Origin of the sequence: Pseudolactococcus piscium, from assembly GCF_002441695.1 — a bacterium.
In the GTDB taxonomy this organism is placed as follows: Bacteria; Bacillota; Bacilli; order Lactobacillales; family Streptococcaceae; genus Pseudolactococcus; species Pseudolactococcus piscium.
The window spans coordinates 59,698-78,975 of record NZ_JXJW01000009.1 but is presented as its reverse complement, the minus strand read 5'-3'; the positions used below and the strand labels follow the sequence as shown (position 1 = coordinate 78,975).

The 19,278-nt window shown below is 33.5% G+C and carries 20 protein-coding genes; 19 read left to right on the top strand and 1 reads right to left on the bottom strand.

What is annotated here, in order from left to right:
- Positions 1-11 precede the first annotated feature (11 nt).
- Together RU86_RS05640 and RU86_RS05635 are read left to right on the top strand one after the other, a co-directional pair.
- Complete coding sequence (locus RU86_RS05640; protein ID WP_096814448.1) at positions 12-221, top strand: DUF3173 domain-containing protein; 210 nt, start codon at positions 12-14, stop codon at positions 219-221.
- Entirely contained in the window at positions 208-1,371 is a 1,164-nt protein-coding gene (locus RU86_RS05635; RefSeq protein WP_096814447.1) for a site-specific integrase, read from the top strand. The genes RU86_RS05640 and RU86_RS05635 overlap by 14 nt, the downstream gene beginning before the upstream one ends.
- On the opposite strand, the gene RU86_RS05630 is transcribed toward RU86_RS05635, so the two are convergent.
- On the bottom strand, positions 1,368-3,257 hold the full coding sequence (locus RU86_RS05630; protein ID WP_096814446.1) for an AbiA family abortive infection protein: 1,890 nt from the start codon (positions 3,255-3,257) through the stop codon (positions 1,368-1,370). The two genes, RU86_RS05635 and RU86_RS05630, sit on opposite strands and share 4 nt — an antisense overlap.
- Before the next feature lie 272 nt (positions 3,258-3,529).
- On the opposite strand from RU86_RS05630, the gene RU86_RS05625 reads away from it, so the two are divergent.
- From RU86_RS05625 to RU86_RS05550, 17 genes are all read left to right on the top strand, one after another.
- Complete coding sequence (locus RU86_RS05625) at positions 3,530-3,730, top strand: hypothetical protein (protein WP_096814445.1); 201 nt, start codon at positions 3,530-3,532, stop codon at positions 3,728-3,730.
- On the top strand, positions 3,708-4,970 hold the full coding sequence (locus tag RU86_RS05620) for a replication initiation factor domain-containing protein (protein ID WP_096814444.1): 1,263 nt from the start codon (positions 3,708-3,710) through the stop codon (positions 4,968-4,970). Before RU86_RS05625 ends, RU86_RS05620 begins: the two co-directional genes overlap by 23 nt.
- Entirely contained in the window at positions 4,963-5,283 is a 321-nt protein-coding gene (locus RU86_RS05615) for a hypothetical protein (RefSeq protein WP_245810481.1), read from the top strand. The genes RU86_RS05620 and RU86_RS05615 overlap by 8 nt, the downstream gene beginning before the upstream one ends.
- Positions 5,284-5,360: 77 nt before the next feature.
- Entirely contained in the window at positions 5,361-5,645 is a 285-nt protein-coding gene (locus tag RU86_RS05610) for a hypothetical protein (RefSeq protein WP_096814442.1), read from the top strand.
- A 48-nt stretch (positions 5,646-5,693) separates the two neighbouring features.
- Positions 5,694-5,918, top strand: coding sequence for a hypothetical protein (locus RU86_RS05605; RefSeq protein WP_096814441.1), 225 nt, complete (start codon positions 5,694-5,696; stop codon positions 5,916-5,918).
- 83 nt (positions 5,919-6,001) lie between these two features.
- Positions 6,002-6,271 (top strand): hypothetical protein, encoded by a 270-nt coding sequence (locus RU86_RS05600; RefSeq protein WP_096814440.1) that lies wholly within the window; start codon positions 6,002-6,004, stop codon positions 6,269-6,271.
- Positions 6,272-6,428: 157 nt separating this feature from the next.
- Complete coding sequence (locus tag RU86_RS05595) at positions 6,429-7,031, top strand: hypothetical protein (protein WP_096814439.1); 603 nt, start codon at positions 6,429-6,431, stop codon at positions 7,029-7,031.
- 92 nt (positions 7,032-7,123) lie between these two features.
- Positions 7,124-10,198, top strand: a complete 3,075-nt coding sequence (locus tag RU86_RS05590) for a SpaA isopeptide-forming pilin-related protein (protein WP_096814438.1) — start codon at positions 7,124-7,126, stop codon at positions 10,196-10,198.
- A 70-nt stretch (positions 10,199-10,268) separates the two neighbouring features.
- Positions 10,269-10,607 carry a helix-turn-helix domain-containing protein gene (locus tag RU86_RS05585; protein ID WP_096814437.1) on the top strand — a complete coding sequence of 113 codons (339 nt, stop codon included), beginning with the start codon at positions 10,269-10,271 and terminating at the stop codon, positions 10,605-10,607.
- Positions 10,608-10,612: 5 nt separating this feature from the next.
- Positions 10,613-10,963, top strand: a complete 351-nt coding sequence (locus RU86_RS05580) for a hypothetical protein (RefSeq protein ID WP_096814436.1) — start codon at positions 10,613-10,615, stop codon at positions 10,961-10,963.
- A 194-nt stretch (positions 10,964-11,157) separates the two neighbouring features.
- Positions 11,158-12,375, top strand: a complete 1,218-nt coding sequence (locus RU86_RS05575; RefSeq protein WP_179296213.1) for a conjugal transfer protein — start codon at positions 11,158-11,160, stop codon at positions 12,373-12,375.
- A gap of 1 nt (position 12,376) precedes the next feature.
- Positions 12,377-12,607, top strand: coding sequence for a hypothetical protein (locus tag RU86_RS05570; RefSeq protein WP_096814434.1), 231 nt, complete (start codon positions 12,377-12,379; stop codon positions 12,605-12,607).
- 1 nt (position 12,608) lies between these two features.
- The gene (locus RU86_RS05565; RefSeq protein ID WP_096814433.1) at positions 12,609-12,983 is read left to right on the top strand and encodes a hypothetical protein; all 375 of its coding nucleotides are present in this window, start codon (positions 12,609-12,611) and stop codon (positions 12,981-12,983) included.
- 4 nt (positions 12,984-12,987) lie between these two features.
- A complete protein-coding gene (locus tag RU86_RS05560; RefSeq protein ID WP_096814432.1) occupies positions 12,988-15,471 on the top strand; it encodes an ATP-binding protein in 2,484 nt (827 codons plus the stop codon).
- 22 nt (positions 15,472-15,493) lie between these two features.
- On the top strand, positions 15,494-15,667 hold the full coding sequence (locus RU86_RS12040) for a hypothetical protein (RefSeq protein ID WP_162542394.1): 174 nt from the start codon (positions 15,494-15,496) through the stop codon (positions 15,665-15,667).
- Positions 15,664-18,099 carry a hypothetical protein gene (locus RU86_RS05555; RefSeq protein WP_096814431.1) on the top strand — a complete coding sequence of 812 codons (2,436 nt, stop codon included), beginning with the start codon at positions 15,664-15,666 and terminating at the stop codon, positions 18,097-18,099. The genes RU86_RS12040 and RU86_RS05555 overlap by 4 nt, the downstream gene beginning before the upstream one ends.
- A gap of 112 nt (positions 18,100-18,211) precedes the next feature.
- On the top strand, positions 18,212-19,276 hold the full coding sequence (locus RU86_RS05550; protein WP_096814430.1) for a phage tail tip lysozyme: 1,065 nt from the start codon (positions 18,212-18,214) through the stop codon (positions 19,274-19,276).
- The last annotated feature ends 2 nt before the right edge of the window (positions 19,277-19,278 follow it).

Here is a 19,278-nt window from a genome sequence, read left to right as displayed (position 1 = left end):
AGAGGTATATTATGGATAATTCAACAGTTGTAACCAAAGATGATTTAGTGGCATTGGGTTTTAAGACTGGTACTGCTTATAATATTATTAAGCAAGCCAAATATTTGATGATAAATAAAGGTTTTACATTTTATGAAAATCGTCGTCTAGGTGCTGTTCCACGTTCTGCAGTAGAAGAAATTTTAGGAATGGAATTGGGGATTAAAATTGTCAAAAACTAGTTATACTGGGGTAACCAAAGATGATGTAACAGGAAAATATTTGTATTATTTTAAATCTGGAGTTGACAGGGCTACAGGTAAACCTTATCAAGAAAGAAAACGAGGATTTAAGACAGCTAAAGAAGCACATGAGGCACGTATCAAAGCAATAAAAAAGGTTCATGATATGGGTGGTATGACACATGCGAATATGTCTTTTGAGCAGTTTATAGATGATATATATTTACCAGATTATTTGTCTCGTGTCACTGTAAATAAAAGATATTCACAGAATTTTGACTATATTCAAATGAAAGATTTCTTTGGTAAGAAAAAACCTAGAAATATTACTATATTTGAGATTACAAGATATAAAAACTTATTACTTGAAAAATATTCTAAAAATGGTGCAAGAAAAAAGTTAGGTTATTTGATAACTGTTTTTAACTCATTACTAAATTATGGTTTGATTAATGAAAATTTAGTAAAAAGAGTGGGTAATATCCCTTTAGAAAAAATTACAGTGGATTACTGGACTGTAGACGAATTTAAACAATTTATTTATAATCTAGATTCCTCTGTCTATTTTGAACAGTTTATATTTACTATGATTTGGCTCTATTTTTTTACGGGCATGAGAGTAAGTGAAGGTTTGGCATTATATTGGTCTGACATTGATTTTAAAAAACGAAAAATTAGTATTAGCCATAATTTAGATTATGCCAATAAACATGATTGGGAGAGGAAAAATAAGCTAAAAACAGAAAAATCAAAACGTGTTATCTCAATTGATGACACGACAGTAGATGTCTTAAAAGATTGGAAAAAACGACAACAAGAATTTTCTAACGAATTCGAATTTGTGCTCTCCTATGATCTAACACCTAATGATGCTCATTTTGTTAGAGATATGTTAACTAGATATAGTAAACGTGCAGGTGTTCGTAGAATACAGGCTAAAGCCTTGAGACATTCTCATGCTTCGCTTTTAATCAATGAGTATAATGTTACTCCTCTACTAATTCAAAAGCGTTTGGGTCACACGGATATAAGAACAACCTTAGGAATTTATAGCCATCTTTATCCTAATGCGGATGAAGAAATAACAAGCCAATTGAAAGATTTATTACCAAATAGTTTAGCTAAAAAAAATTCAGAAAAGGATTGCTAGTTATCCTTTTTTTGTGTAATTAGAGATGAAATTTGCATTAAAATTTTATTCAAATTTTTTATACTATTCAAAATATCTGTTTTTTTAAAGTCAGAATTTTTGAGGATATTGGCGCTCGAATGGCTAACAGGATTATTGTTTCTCATTTTATGGGCATCAGTTAATATATTATCAACATCATCGTCTGAAATTTCAATTTGTAATAGCTTTATTGCTTTCTTCAAATCGCCTTCTTTATAATATCCTTTATAATTAGGCTTTTTATCACCATCTTTACCTAAGCAAAATTGAGCATGAGCTATAAATCTATCAAAATAGTTTTTAAAGTATGCAAATGATTCAAGTGTTTGACCAAGAGCTTCAAAATATTTATATCTAAAGTATAAAAAATTTATATTAGGGTCATTTGCTAATTTTAAATAACTTTCGTTTTCTTTGGTGTAATAAGTTGTTCGATTATTTTCTATGTAATTAAAAAAATCATGCAATTGATAGTTACTTATATAATTAACTATATCAGGATTAACATTTTTAATTACATTCATTAAATTGGTATGCTTAAAATTTCGTTGTACGAGATATTCTATCGAAAGTATTTCATCAACTATATTCCCATTTCCATCACTATAAGCTGTGAATAATTTATTTAATAGTGCTTTTATAATTTCTCCATTTCTTGTATTTAAGATTAATGTAATAAGTGCTTTGGCAGCATACCTTAGTTTATGGTAATTAAGATTGATTATTTTTTCAATTATTTCTTGTATTTCATCATCCTTTACCCAACTTTTTTTGTTGTACACTATTGCATTTAAAGCATATTCGTTTTCAAATACAAACTCATCATTTTTGAACGTACTTAAAACTGAAGAAGCATACTCCTCATAGCTAGCGTGTTCAGGAAGTTCTAGCAACCTCTCTAAAAATAATTTTAAATCTTCTTTTGAAAAATAGTCATTAAAATTTATTTCAGTACTGTTTACAAAAAAATCATATAAATCTGAATTCATTCTCTCTCCTAATCCGGAAGTAGAAGTCAGATATTCTGTTTTAGAAGAATTTAATTCAACATGATTTTTTACTGAATTTTCACACAAGTGATTATATATTTTATAATTTAAGAGTTCTAATTTGCTTTCATCACAATTGATAAATATGTATAGGTCATCTACATATCGAACAAGTCTGAAACTACCAATCTCTGTTAATTTATTTAGATAGTCGATAACCGCTGTATCAAAATCATCTAAATATATAACAGTATTGAGGTAAGACAAACCAGAATTTCCATCAATAATTGGCATTTTACCTTGTCCTATCATCTTAATAATAGAAGAATAAATAAGTGCACTTTTAGGATCGAGATTATCAATTTTATTGAATAATATATCTGTATCAATTAAGGGAAAGAAAGTTGAAAAATCAATTTTAAAATAGTATTTGTAGCTATCTTGACATGTGTTAATTTCTATTAAATATGCTTCATAACTGTTTTTATAATGAGCGCTTTCATTTTCTTTATTAAAATTACCGGAAAAGAATACTGCTATATTTTCTGTACGTTTCTCTTCATATAGTCTTTCAATTTGAGAAGCTATTGCAATTAAAAAAAGGTAAATAATTGGAGAAACTATTCGAACATGTCGATAAGAACCATTGTTTTTTTGTAAAAGTCTGTCTGCGAAACTTAAATTATAATTGTAAGTCAGAAATTCTCCAGACTTTATATAAGTATTGAAAAAATTTTGAGAAAATAGTTTTTTCCAACTAGCAACAGAGAGTTTGTAAAAGGAATATGTTTGAAAATATTTATTTTTTGAATTCATTGGAATATTTCGTAGCATTTTACATGCACGTTCCCAATCTTTATATTCTAGACTAATCATATATTCACCTTTTTAATTTTATAAATACTATATTAAGGCTATTTTATCAAATTATTGTATTTTAAACACAGATAGCTACCATATAGGCTACCAATAGTTGTAATCAGATGTTTAACCCTTCCAAGATAAGGGGTGAATTATTTTTTTCCTAAGAATTGTAATACGGGGTGTTAATATATAACCAACTTACTAAACCTAGTCATTTCAAGGTTTCAACTCATTCATGATTGGTTATACGAAAAAATCAAAAGTATAGAAAAGAGACATGAAGTATGACATATTACAAGGTTAAGGTAATTGGCGAGAACAGCGTTTTTGATGATGATTACGTAATTAGTGCTAACAGCGAGATGGAAGTTGAAAGTGATATCAGCACTCATTATTGTGGCAATGATTTTTCACTTGCTAAATATACGATTACTAAAATTACAGAAAAGGAATACCTAGCAAATGACGATAAACGGAAATTTTGATTTAAAAGGTATCATGAGTAATTATGTTTTGAGTCAAAAAGATGTTGCCAAAATAGTAGGTGTTTCACAACCTTTTGTTTCTAAGGTCTTATCTGGCGAAAAGGAATTAAGCTCTGAAAAGAAAAAAATATTACTTGATTATCTAAGTTATGATTCAAAATATGAGCTAGAGTCTAGTGTTGACTATCTGAGAATTAGACTTAAAACATTAAAGTGGTTTGACATAATTGAAAATTTACTTTTGATTGACTCAAACTTGTTTAATGTCGATGTAACAAGTATGCACAACTACAATATGAGTATGTCGTATGGCAGTATTCGTGTATTGAGGCATAGTGAAAATATTGATATGGGTACACTCATAGAGTTAAACGGTGGGGGTTGTCGTGAGTTTGAACAGGAACTTAAAGACCAAAATAGAACATGGAAACAATTTTTTGAAGATTGTTTCCATTTTTCTATGAAGCAAAAAGGTGTGACTACTATTGAGTTATTAGATGACTACCTAAAGTTCACTCGCTTTGACTTAGCAACTGATGAAATGTACTCAAAGAATGGTAACTATGATCTACGTAAATTGTATGACAAAATGATGTCTGGTCAAATTCAGACACCATTCAGACAATTTTCATCAAACGAAAGTTTCTTACTGCGTAATGGCAATTTTGAGTCTACAGGTTTGTCTTTGTATTTTGGTTCAAGAAAAAGTAAGTCAATTTACTTAAACTTTTACGAGAAAGACAAAGAACAATCAATGGCACGTGACTTATGGCTTGATGAAATTCATGTATTGTACGGTTATAAAAATCGTTATGAAATCAGAATGTTTGGTGATAAAGCTATGGATGTCATTTTTGATTTTTGGTATAACGATATTCCGTTACAAAATTTAGCGGGTCAAATTATTTCTCATTATTTAGATATCAAAGATGATCAAGGTAATTGGGATATTGAGTGGCTAAACGTTTTTGGGTCTGATAAAAGCTATGGCTTTGTTAGTAGACCTAGAGAAGTTAGCTATGAGAGAACACTACAATGGCTTGATTTTCAAGTTCTTGCATCTTATAAGGCAAGTTTAGAAGTAGATGCAAGGACTGGTTCAACGAAAACTTTAGATTTATTAAATGACAAGGTAATTGATGAAAAGCGTCAAAGAATGATTGATGCTATCGTTGAGGAGAAAAAGAAGAGGGCATTTTTTGAAAATTTCCATGATGTGATAGAAGCTGATTATGACTGAGTTAAGTTTATCTGAAATTGAAAAAATCAATGAAGCACGTGAAAGGCGATTGATTGAAGTGTCTTTAAAATTGAGTACTCAAAAAATGCGTGGCAGTTATGAAGCTACAAGAAAAGTTATGTTAAAAAATATTAATAGTGAAGCGTGTCAAATTATGCGTATCAAAATTGATATTCTATGTGATCATAACTATTTGAGACACGATAAAAGGAAGTTTGAATATGGTCATCTTTATTATGGTTGGACTAGAGAGGAGAAACTACAAGAATTAAAAAGACTTAATGTTGAATATGACAACTTACTCTATCGGTAGTAAGTGATTAAAATAATGATTGGGTGGGTATTGAATTTTAAAAACTAACTTTTAATAACAGAAAAGAGGTATAACCTATGGCAAATGCAACACAAGAATATCCAAAAATTGACCCTAAAAAAACGAATCAACTGATTAGTACACTAGGGGAGCTGGTAGAAAAACACAATTTTGATGAAGCGTGGACGATTGCAGGACAGCTAAATAGTATTTTAAAAGAACAAGCTGAGAATTTAAATGGTGCTGAGTATAGCGCTTTAGAGGGTGTTATCAAGTCCTTTTATTCTCTCAACGAACAGTACAAAAAATTCAGTCAACGTACCTATGCTTTTGCACGTAGGGCAAATGATGTAGCAAGTTAAGGTTGACTGACAGGGGGGATTATTTTAATCAATAGAAAGTAGGAAACTATGATTGTAATTGTAAAATGGGGAGATGTCCCTGAGCATATTTTGGCAAATGCACGTGAAGGTGTATACGGAACTGGGCGAATTGTTCGAGATGATTATGAAATTGAAATTCATGAAAATCTGTTAAATACCAATTTGATATCTAAAATAGTACATGAAGCTAGTGAATTATCAAATGAAGAATTGGATATTTTGATTGATCGCTTGCGTGAATTATACGATTAAGAGACTTAGGTCTTTTTTAAGACAAGGGGCGCAAATGTCGAAGTTTGCGCTCTTATACTAGCAAAATAGAAAGGAGAAAATTTATGCAAGTAACAGGTAAAACTAAAACTGGCGAGGAAAAACATTTGGTGGTCGAAGTTTTCGATATTGAAACGGTAAAAACTGAGATCGTTCAATCTATAAAAAACAATGATACTTTAAGATTGATTGATAAAGTTGTTGATTTATATGGAGATGATGTATGGTTTCAATCTACAAAAAGTATTTATGATAATTATGAATTATATGATTTATCAAAAGAAGAATTAATGGTATTGGGTTCTTTGATTATTGTTAGTCGCTTTATTCCATAATGTAGAAAGCAATCGTTATGAAATTAGTGGGTATTAAGTATGGTTAAAGGGGGAAAACAACAATAACAAAGTGTTGAAAACGCTGTAAACCCTTGTTGTATATGGTATAATAGGGGTATAGGTTAATAGCAATTATTGCTTAGAACGGATAAAAATTATGAAGAATTTAGTAGAAAAAATCAAACAAACAACTTTAAAACAGAGAGTTGCGACTGGGGCAATTATTTTGTTATTGCTAGGTGGCGGTACTGCTCTTGTTGTGAAAAATCATAATAAAGATGTATTAGCTGACTCAAAAAATAAAGTAGTCAAAGCTGATAAAAAAGCTAACCTTGATAAACGCTTAAAAGCTGATAAGGAAGCTAAGGCAAAAGCGTTAAAGGCTGAAAGTGAAGCCAAAGCTAAGGTAGAAGCTGAAAAACAAGACAAACTTAAGGCTGATACGGAAGCTAAACAAAAGGCTGATAACGATGCCAAAGCTAAGGCAGAAGCTGATAAAGCTCAAGCCGAACAAGCACAGGCTCAAGCAGTGGTTACTCAACAAGCGCAAGCAATAGCTATTCAACAAGCACAGGCTCAACAGGCACAAGAAACGGCTACTCAACAAGTTCAAGCTCAACAGGCACAAGCAACAGTTACTCCACAACCACAACCACAAGGTGGGACAGGTAATTATATTGCGCCCGATGGTCATGAATATGAAGTACCGACTGGAGCTAAAAAAGTAACAGATCCTTCTTATTTTGATAAATATAAGTAAATGTAAGTAAATATTGACCGAAAAGTCGAAAAACTAAACTAGGAGAAATCGTTATTGATTTCTCTTTTTTTTTATCTCAGAAAGGGGATTCTTTGAAAAAATACAAAGAAAAAATGATGCCTGAAACTACAAAAACACGATTTCGTCAATGGAAATCAGGCAAGCGATGGCTTTGTGCCGGTTTAATGGTTACAGCACTAGCAACAGGTGGTGTTGTATTAGTAGCTAATGGTGGTTCACTGTCACATGTGATGATTGCCCATGCTGATACGAGTAGTGAGAAAGCAATATCTGATGTTACTGTTGAAGCATTTTCTCAGTATTCCCATACAGAAAATGGACATAATCAAGGAGATGTTGCTCAACTTGCTATTAATCAGCCAACTGTATCAAAAAATGCTGATAATACTATTATCGAGGGAGAGATTGTAAGAGACCATGTTGGCACAGAAAACGGTACGATTAGAACAGTTTACAAACTTATCTTTGATAATAGTGGTGTCTATAAATCGGGGACCATTAATTGTTATGGTGGTTATGAGACGTCGAAACTAAATTTAGTTGTTGGTCAAAAATATGAAGGAAGTTTCAAATTTTTAGAAACAAGTGGTGGATATAGTGGATCAGGTTCGTATATCTACCCAACTAAAGCAGGAATGACTTTTAAATTCATTGATCTAACTGGTAAGTTAAACGTTGATAAAACGACTAATCAATTTGGAGACAATTTACCTAATAGCAACTATAATTTTACAGGACTTGCATTTGATGTTTATAAAAAAGGAACTTCTACAGTTTTTAAATCTTTTACAGTTGACAGTAACGGTAAAATGAACGACTTGGAGTTGCCTGCAGGGGATTACTTCTTACGTGAAAAATCAAGTGCTTGGTCATCAACTGGTCAAACACAGCGTACTGATCTAGACTTCACGATTGAAGCAGGTAAAACAACTACCATCGGAGAAGATAAACTTAAAAATGATGCTGTAACTGGTAAAATTACTATCTCAAAACAGGCTAAAAATTATGGAAAAACATTTCCTAATGGGAATTATAGTTTTTCAGGCATACAGTATAAGGTGACATCAGAAGATGGTAAATTTTCTGATGTTGTGACACTTGATAAAGATGGTAATGCATCAACAAAAATGTTACCTCTAGGAAAGTATAATGTTCAAGAAATTGCTACATCAGTTACTGCTAAATCTGGTATGACATATAATGACAAAATTTACAAAGCTGAATTGACTTACAAAGATCAAAATACAGCAATTGTTACAAATGCCACTGCTACTGAAAATGTGGCAGTTACAGGTCAAGTTACTATTTCAAAATCTGGTGTAGAGTCAGGAACTAGTCTTTGGAATGGGAACTATAGTCTTGAGGGGAATACGTTTAAGCTGACCAATCAGGTTGATGGTAAAACATACTTTGTTGATACAAACAAAGAGGGTAAGGCTACGATTAATAATTTACCATTAGGAACTTACGATATTACTGAAACTAAAGCTTCAAATGGTTTCGTGAATACTTTTGCTAAAAAAACAGTTTCTTTATCTTATAAAGATCAAAAAACAGAAATTATTTTTGGTCAAACATTTGGTACAAATCAAGAAATAAAAGGTGAGAGCGAACTTTTAAAACTTGACAAAGATACTGGTAAAGCTGAAAGTCAGGGTAAAGCAGAACTTAAAGGTGCTGAGTATGCCCTTATTTATCTGGATGATAGTACTGGGTCAAGTACTCATAAAAAAGGAGATCCTGTTAAATGGTCTGATAAACCAAATGCTAAATTGATTTCTGGTGAAAAAGTAACTAAGTCAGTTATCAATGGTAAAAAGGTATCACATGGTGATAACATTGTTGTCCGTATCGATGGTAAGAAATTCAATGCTTATGTTGGTAATCTTGGCATTGGACATTATGGCTTTAAGGAAATCAATGCGCCTATAGGTTATGCTTCTGATAAGGAAGTTCATGAATTCGAGATTAAGAAGAAAGATGATAAAACACAAACTATTATCACTCCTCAATCTAAATCACTTGAACAAGTGATTAAAGCTAAAATTTCAATTCAGAAAAAAGTTGAAATTTCAGGCGCAAGTGCTGAAAGTGGTTTTAATGATATTAAGTTCCATTTGACACCTATTAATGGTACTAAATCTGAACCACAAATGATCACAACTGGTATTAAAGGTGATGAAGATGGTTATGCAAATGTTGAACTTGTCTATGGCGACTGGAAACTATCTGAAGATAAGGCAACTGCGCCTAAAGGCTATGATCTAATCAAACCTATCTATATCCACATGACAACTGATCCAGAAACAGATATTATCACAATTTCCGCAAGCTACCATGAAGACTTCTCAAAACCATTCTCAACACGTACATTCTCACAAAGTGATAATGTGGGCGGTAAGAACGAGAATATTAAGGGTACTGTGGCAGGTAGTGTCTCTAGTGATGTACCGTTTGTTAGTTTATCAAAGATAAACCTGACTGATAAAGAAGTACCAACAAAACCAGAAAAACCATCTGTTGATATTGAAAAATCGTCTGAAAAGATCCCACAAGCAGGTCAAGGTAACAATACCGATAAAGATGATAATTTGGGGAAAGGTGATGCAGATACGAAAGCGACTGCTGTTAAGCTAACTGATAAAGCCCAAACAATCAATTTCCGTGTCACTAACAATGGCACTGAAACTCTGAATCATGTTAAGGTGATAGACAAAACAATTGAGGGCAAACAAGATGTCAAAGACATTAAGTGGTCTTATCAAGGTAAGGCGCTTACTATCAATAAAGACGGTGAGTTTGAACTTGATGGTAAACTTCTTGAATTACCAGTAGACGCTTATGTCGAAGCAACTGGTACGCTTGATAAGTTGGCTGATGGCGAAACACATGGTGATGAAGCGACAGTATCTGCTAAAGGTGCTATCTCTGGTAAAGATGTTGGCGACAAAGACAAATGGTATGGTGAAAAACCTAAAACGCCCGAAACACCGACACCTGCTAAACCTAGTCTTCCTATGACAGGTGAAGCCAAGGCTACTATTTTAGGTCTTTTAGGTGCTGTGATTATTTCGGTCATTGGGTTCTTGAAACATAATGCGATCGCAAAAACTTTTGTGTCTATCAAGTCCAAACTCAAAAGATAAAAATTACGACTAAACCACGACTAGTTGAGTGTGTAAAAGGGGTGCGAAGCCCTTTAGAAATTGAGAGTATATGATAGAAAACTTTGGGAAAAATATTTCAAATTTACGTAGAGAAAAAAATGTGAGTCAAGAGGAACTAGCTGAATATGTTGGTGTTGGTAAAGCTGCGATATCTAAAATCGAATTAGGAACAAGTTTTCCAACATTTGCTAATTTAGAGAGAATTGCTCGATATTTTAATGCCACACCAACTCAATTATTCGGTACGGAATTAGAAATTCAGCTGGAAATAAGCAGAAAGAATATTGATGAGTATGAAAAAAAAGCAACTATTATTCTAGAAGCTAGAAATGCAATACCTGAAATTTTATTATTTCAAGAAAAAATAAATAATATGAAAGGGGAGTAAAAAAAATGTTTGAAAAAATAAAAAGTGCACTAAATTTCGAAAAAACACTATATCACAATCGGTTGTCTTGGAAGATTATTTTACCACAGGTGTTTGTAAAAATAGTCGAATCGCTTTGTAATTTAGTTTTTCAAAGTTTTAAAATATTCATTTCAATGATGTTATCTGTGATAATTATGGAGCGTCTTTTTAATGATAGAATGCCTTTTGATTTAATAGTTTCTCTATTTTGTATGTTAATGTTTTTTCTACTTTTTCTACCGTTTATGAAACATGTACTCGGAATAAATACAGTTTCAAGATACCGCTCGGAAATAGTCGGTTTAGGTTATTTAGATGAAAATGGTAAACCGTAATCATGTACTCTATCGGTTAGTTAGAGTACATGATTACGGTTTTATCTGGAATAAATTTGCTGAAATAAGTGACATATTCGATCCAATTACATACCACTTATATGATAGTGAAAGAAACCGTGTCTCTAATGCAATATTAGATAGAAGATATTGGGGTAGTCCTAGTATCTTAGAAAATGAAAGGAGTAAAGAATTTGAGTGAACAAGAAGAAGTTTACTATGAATTAAGCGATATAGCCACTGAAACAAAAATCAGGGTAAGCGACTTAATCATAGTTGCTAAAGAATTAGCGTTTGGAGATGTCAAACCTGACGACTTATTTACTTTATCAGAAGCTAAACGATTGATTGCACGTTTTGATGAGAAAAAGAAAGAGCCTGAAATAGTACCTGAAAAGGAAAAAAAGGGGCTGTTAAAAGCAATAAAGACTAAGAAAGACAAGTTGCTACCGCAGAAAGCCGATAACTCAAAGAAACAAACAGTTGAGTTTGCCAGTAAACCTAAGAAAAAGTTCACACTTAAAGGGTCTGGCACTTTTAAAAGTAAGGTCATAGTCTATGGCACGATCGCAACGCTATTAGCTTTATCTGCGGGGGCACTGACGCTATCTATCATGGTTAAGTCAAAAGCCTTATCAAGGCCTAATGTATCATCAGTGGTAGATAAGCGCTTATTGAGTGAAACAGATAATAAAGTCAATGTCTATATGACTAGCTTTATCAAAACATATTTCAATTATGGTATGCAAAATGCAGGAGACTATTCAAAAAATCTGACACAATACTTTGGAAACAATGTAAGCATGACTTATCTACCTGAAAATAAAAGTGATATGAAACTAGTCTCTAGTACCTTGCTAAAGATTGAAAACAATGTGGCTGTCTATGTTGTGACTTATCAAGTCAAAGAAAAACCTGATGACAAAGATAGTAAATGGCTTGATAAATCAGTAGAATTTAACGTACCGTTTGCTAGTAAAAATGATACATTTTACGTGTCAGACACACCATTTGTGACGACTTTGAGTGAACTACAAGGAAAAGATACGAAAAAACAGGCTTTGACTAAACAAACAGAAGATTATACTGAAAAAGAATCTAAAAAGTTTGATACGTTCTTGGAAGCTTTTTTCACTGCCTATACCACTGATGATAAAACACTTGCGACAATGAGTGCTGATATTGTTGGTATTAAGGGCTATAAATTAGATAAGTTGATCTACACTTATTATGCGAAAGGGTCATCTGGTACAACAAACGCAGTTGTGACAGTCTCTTTTAAAGACGGTCTCGGGTCAATTCATAAAGAAAACTTTGAGCTAGTTGTCAAGAAAAATGGCGACACGTGGTTTGTCAAAACCTTAACGCATGGTGTCTCACAAAATTATTTTAAAGTAGAAAAGGAAAAATAATATGAATAATGTATCAAATGTAGTCGCAGTTCTCATCATATTAGCTTGTGGTATTGGTGCTTTGAAAGCATTCACTAAAGGCAATAAAGTAGACGCACTTTGGACTGCCTTAATTGGCTTATTTGTAGCCAGTATTGTAAGTTCATCCTCTCGTAGTGCTTGGGAAGGTATTATTACTACTGTCATTAGTGCTTTAGGTAAGATTATCAATAGTTTTTCAGGGGAGTTGTGATATGGAAGATAAAGATAGATACCCTGATAGAGATACCTTCTCTTATCAGCTTTCTTTAGAAGCACCGTCTTATCTACCACCCTTGCCACTGATTGGCGAAAAAAAATTAGCTTGGGCAGTTTATCTCATACTAGAGTTTGTTTTATCAATGCTTATTTTTTGGAAAGTCTTGTTTTTCTTTTCAATTTCTTGGGCATTCATCTTCTCAGCTTTAATTGCTTGGAACTTCGCCGATCCAGTAGCTGACTTGAAAATTGACGGTAAATTCTTTCATAGATTTTTATGGGATAAGATTGTTTATTGGCTCATCTATGGCAGAAGAAGCGACACACATTACCTCTCACAAGGTATCATGATTAAAAATTATAAGGAGTAAAAATTTGAATAAAAGAAATGGGATTGTTGCTTTTCACGGCAATTTGATGTTACGGTCAAATCTTGATGTCTATGCAATGTATGAAGTTCCCGAAACAATTATTAATACAGTAGATATTACATTGAAAAATGAATATAAGGACTTGGTAGCTGATACCTTATCTGATTTAGAAGTTTTCGGTGGCTTTGAACTCTCAACGATTCCATTTTCTACTAAAGCCACACATAATTATCAATTTTTAGAACAAGACTTAGCAGAAGATACCAAACCATTTGCTTTATACACGATGAGAAGACAAGCTGAGGAGTTGGAAAAACAAATCGGTAAAGTAGAACAAGACAAGTATTTTCTGACGATACCGCTTAGAAATAATCATGTCACGTTTGATTTTAGAGATGGCCTAAAAACAGCGATCACTGATTTCTCAAATAAAGTGATGGCAAGTATCGGGTCAAGTGTAACCTTTGATGACGATTGGTATGAACGTTTTGAAGCACTCAATCATGAAATTTATCAAGGCTTGTTACCGCTTAATGCTTACATACCAAAAGAAGACCAAACAATATTTATTAATAACCGTCAATATTCACGTGGTATGTGGGTTGACAAAGAACTTGAAGTGATTCAAGTTCAAAATGATATCAGTAATTTTGGTAGTTCAAAAGTTGGTTTTGAACATCACGGTTTGATCACTTTATCTGACGGTGCGCAAAAAACCTACTTAGCTATTCTACCGATTACTGTACCGCCTGCTAATTTGTCTTATAATCATTTTATGGAAAAGAGACGTTTATTAGGGTTTGAAACAGAAGTAGAAACAAAAGCTATCTTTGCGAAAAAGAATGGCTTCAACTCTATGCTACAACGGGCTAACCGTGCTAAACAAAAGCATAGTAAGACAAACTATGATATTGCCATGAGAAATGGGATTGTTCGTGATGAAATTGGTCAAGCAGAAGCCCTTTCAGAAGATTTAGTCAAAAAATCAAATCGTGGCGAGAAAGTTATTTCTTATCTTCATTCACTGTTTATCTATGATGATGATTATGACCGCTTACAAGAAAAAATAAAAATTGCCATGCGTAATTTCAAAAAATGGCAAATTAAATTGGCACGTGCAAAAGATGACCAAGTTTATCTCTTTTACAAACATAGATTGACTGAGCCGTTATTTGAAAATGAACGTAGATACTTACAGACAACGACAATGGCAGGCTTTGCGGAAAGTCTGTTTTTTACTGGTCAAAAAGTAGGGTCTGATGTTGGTTTTTATATGGGTCGTGTTGATTCGAGGGCTGAGCGATGGTCTGGTGGATTGAAAGAAGCACTTGGAAATTCAAAAAACTGTGTCTACTACAATCTGTTACAAGCTAATAAATTAGATGTAGAGGGAAAAATCAGTTTTGATGGGCTTGTTAAAGTAACAGGTCAAATGGGTATGGGTAAATCTTTCTTTGTTAAGCAAACATTCATCATGAATAGTATCTTAAAAACGAAAGTCCTCTACTTTGACCCTAAAGCAGAAGTTCGAAGACAATTTCTTAAGATTTTACATGACTATGAAAGTAAAGGTCTTTACCCTGAAATTTGTGATTATATTAAACAAATTCATTTCGTAACAGTTGACGCTAAAAAATCAGAAAATCATGGTGTGCTTGATCCACTTGTATTTTTGACAGGACAGGAAGCTAAAAACTTGATTGTCTCTATGATAGGCGAATTTTACGACTTGAAACAAAATGAACAGTTTGAAAAAGAACTCTTACAGATGATTGAGAAATATCTTATCTTACGTGAAAATGGCGAAAAAGTAGGTACTAAAAATATCATGAAAGCCCTCACTAAGAGTGAAACGGATAGAGTGAGAATTACTGCTGAGTTACTACTTGAAAAAATGAGTAACTCTACTTTATCTCTTTGTTTCTCGGACGGTCAAAATGAAGCAATCAGTATGTCAAAACGGATCACAATTATTGAGGTTACTGGTCTTGAATTACCGACGAGTGAAACGAATATCACTGAAAACCAAAGACAGTCTCTGGTTGCGCTATACGCTTTAGGACAATTCTGTTACAAATTTGGCTCTGAGGATAAGAAAGAAACAATAACCTTTATTGATGAAGCGTGGTTCTTTAATATCACTGATGTTGGTAAAGAAATTATTATGAAAATGAGACGGACAGGTCGGTCATTTAATAATTTCTTGGTCTTTGCCTCTCAATCTCATAGAGACTCAAATTCGAGCATAGATGACACTGGTTTTGGTACATTGTTTAGCTTTAACTCGCCAACTGAGGTCGATTTAATCTTAGATACACATGGTATTGTCAAATCAGAAGAAACACGTAAATGGGTGTCTAGTATGTCTATGGGTCAATGTCTCTTTACTGATCCGTTTGGACGAACTGAACGGATTACAATTGACGGTATCGTGGCTGAACTCAATCCATTGTGTGACACAATAGAAACAGAATTAGTTGCTATCTAAGCAATTGAAAGGATAGAAAACAATGAAAAAGAAAAATTCAATTATCAATACATTAGTTGGGTTAATTGTATCCATGATCTTCCTTTTGATGTTTCTAAAATATACAGGACTTTATGAGCCATTTATTAATATCATCAAGTATCTACCTGACTTTTTTAGAGATATTGGTAACTCATGGAAAGCGGGGGTTAAATGAAAAAGATTTTACTAGTGCTAACCTTTCTAACGTTACTTTTTGGTGGTAGTCAAGTTTACGCTTTAGACACAGGTAATGCGACTAATATTGAGTTTGATAAGCCTGCTTTTTTAGATCCAAAGAACTCAAACGGTATAAAAACACCAGAGATCATTACAAATGGTCAAGGCGATATCGTCAATACTTCTGAATACAAGGCAGTACAAGCTGTTATTAATGAGATTAAAAATCTGAGTAATCAAACGCAAGGCAATAATGCCATATCGATTACTGATGCGACTTATCAAGGGTACAAGGTAAAGTATGAAACAGCTATCTCAAAACTAGCAAATGCGGGTTATGACAAAACGAAAACTGATTCGGCTGTCACTACACTAAATAATGCCTATAATAGTGCGATTCTAACTAAAGAAGGTACAATTGATAGTTCAAATGATTATCAAGAAGCCCTAGCTAAAGAAGCAGGCGCTATCAATGCAAAAGATATGTCAGCCTTATCTGCTTATACAAGTTATATGTATATTGAAGATAAAGGCTTTTTTGGGGCAAAAGAAGCTTTCCCTAAAATCATTAACTGGTTTGTACAACTTGTCTTTGCCATGTCAAAACTACTATTCCTTTTAGATTCATTAATTTTATCAGCAGTTTCAAATATTGATATTTTTAAGTTTTTAGATGATTTTGTCTCTAAAATGCAAGTCATTTTACAAGCGATATTATTACCTGTGATTTTCCCAATTACAATGGCTTTAGTTGGTTTGTCTGCGATGAAAGATTTGTCTCAAGGTAAGCCCTTTGGTAAAAAGATACTAGGTGTCTTACTTCGAGTTGTCATTGCAGGTGTCTTTTTCTTACCCCTTTCAACTTCTTCAAGTGGTATTAAAGGGTCACACGTGATCACACGTATTATCTATATCACGAAAAGTGCAACGGATACATTCACTGGCTCTATGATCAATAATTTATCAAGAGTGACGATCGTGGACGATACAACTGAAAAAACAAGCACAACTAACTTCACAGCTAATGTATCAGCGACAAATGACAAAGTGTCTGATAGCACAATCAATGCTTTAAAAACACAATTATTTAATGTCATTGTCAAAGAACCATTTAAAGAAATGAATTTTGATACAAATAAGTTACCTGAAAACTCAATCCAAAGTGAACAGACAGCACTTTTAGCGACTAAGGGTGATCCTGACGCAGTTAGTAAGTATGCAAAAGCTAATAAGGAAAAAGAATTTACAAAATTAGGTTTCTCAAATATAGCTGATAAGTTCATGGTGGCTCTAGCTTCGTTGTTTAAAGGGCTAGTCTTAACATGTATTACAGTTGGTACATTAATTTACACATGGGTATTACAATTGATTGTTGTCTTTGCGATTTTTGTAGCTCCTGTTGTCTTATTGTTATCAATACTGACTGAATTTGAACATATGTTAGGCAATATGACAAAAAGAATTGTCGTATTTACCGCTTTATCAGTATCAGGTCTTTTAGGTGTACAAATGGGGCTTATCTTTAATAGTTTTATGGAGATTGCCTTTAGAAATATTTCACACTCTTACTATATCTCAATCTTCATACAGTTTATCATGTATGCACTCTTGTGGTGGCAACGAGATAAGATATTATCATTGTTTGATACAGCTAAGAAAAGCGTGTCTGAATTGGCTAAGGGTAGTCTTGATTCTGTCAAGTCATTACCTAGTATTTCAAATATTAAAAACCCGCTCAAACTTTCTAGGACACCTGCTCTATCAAGCGTTGGCTCTGGTAGCTTGCCTACTGGTAGTCCAAAAGTGTCACAAACTAAGTTATCTGCTACAAAAAAAGCGGGTACTGTTGGTGCAATTGGTAAAAAACTAGCAAAACATAGCTTTAAAGGTGCAATTAATGCAAGTGATGGGTTGCGTTTCGGTCAAGATGATAAAGTAAAACAAATTGCGTTAGCCAAACGAAAAGAAACAATGCGTGGGCTTAAAGGTAAGTGGCAAAATGTGACAGGCTCTGTTAAGGACACTAAGCAGGCTGTCATTGATTCTAAAGATAGATTGAAAACAAATCTATCCAGTGCAATTGGTACATTACCAAAAGAACAAGCTCAAAAACAACTTGCAAAATTTGATAGCAATAAACTCCAACGTGCTGAAAATAAAGTGTTTCGTGATAAAACGGCTCAATCCATTAACTACCAAAAAAGAAAAGATGAACTCAAAGGCAAATTTTCAGATGGTATGAAATTGGATATGTCCGCAAGAAAAGCGAGACAAAAAGGTCAAGTTGAACGGTTGAGTAAAGAATTGTTTACCGAGAAACCAACTTTACCAACTTCTGATAAGCACCAAAAACGTGATATTAAGATCAAGTCTGCCAATGCAAAACTTGGTATTTTTGATAGCAGTATTATCGAGAGGAAAGGAAAATAGTTATGAAAATTATCAAGTATATTGTCATTGGGATAGTTGCTATTCCTGTATGGTTTGTCGTAACGTTATTCAAGAAAAAATGAGGTATTAAACTACCTAGAAAGAAAATCAAATGAAAAAGAAAAAACATTTATTCCTGATAGGTATGTTTATTATACCTATCTTTTTTATTATCTTAATGAGTGTCATTGCGGGTGGTGTGACTGGTAATGCGGATAGTTTTTCAAGCTCTGCAGGCAGTCTAAATATCACACCAAAAGAATTGGCAACTAAAGCTAATATTTCAGAAGAAAAAGCTAAAAACGTTATTGATATAGCTAACTATCTTATGAGTAAAGAAAGGTTTTCTATTCAAGGTGCAAGTGGTGCTTTAGCAGTTGCGGAACGTGAATCCGGATTCGATCCAGAAGCTGAAAATATCGGTGGTGGTGTAGCGGGTATCTTCCAGTGGTCAGGTTGGTCTAATACTGTTAATGGTAATCGTTGGTCTAAAGCTGAAAGTAGAACACTTTCAATGGACGTTGAGTTGAAACTTGTGTCTACTGAATTAAACGGTGCATACAAGAAAACAAAAGACTTAGTAAGCGTTTCTACAGACCCTAGACAAGCTAGTTTAGCTTGGTCACAGTATTACGAGGGTGTCGCTTTAAGTGATGGTCAGACAAAGGCTGATAAGCTACAAGATGACGCTCAAAAATGGTATGACCTGCTTAAAGACCATGTAGGCTTCACTAATAATGCGAGTGGCGAAGCAGTAAATGGTGTCATGTCCGCAAGCATTCCAAACGGTTGGGAAGTAGACACACCCTATAGCGGTCAAGCTTATAATGGCTCTGCTTCTTACCCACAAGGACAATGTACGTGGTACGTGTATAACAGGGGGTATCAGCTAGGCATCAAGTTTGATAGTTTCATGGGCAATGGTGGTGATTGGGCAACTAAGGCGGGGTATTCGGTGTCTCATGAGCCTAAACTTCATACAGCATTGAGCTTTGTTCAGGGGCAAGCGGGATCAGACCCAGTATACGGTCATGTAGCCTTTGTGGAACAAGTCAAAGATGACGGTAGTGTCTTGATTTCAGAAATGAATGTGACAGGACTAGCACCACTTACAGTGTCTTATAGAACTTTTTCGGCTGATGAAGCTAAACAATTTTGGTATGTAGAGGGAAAATAATC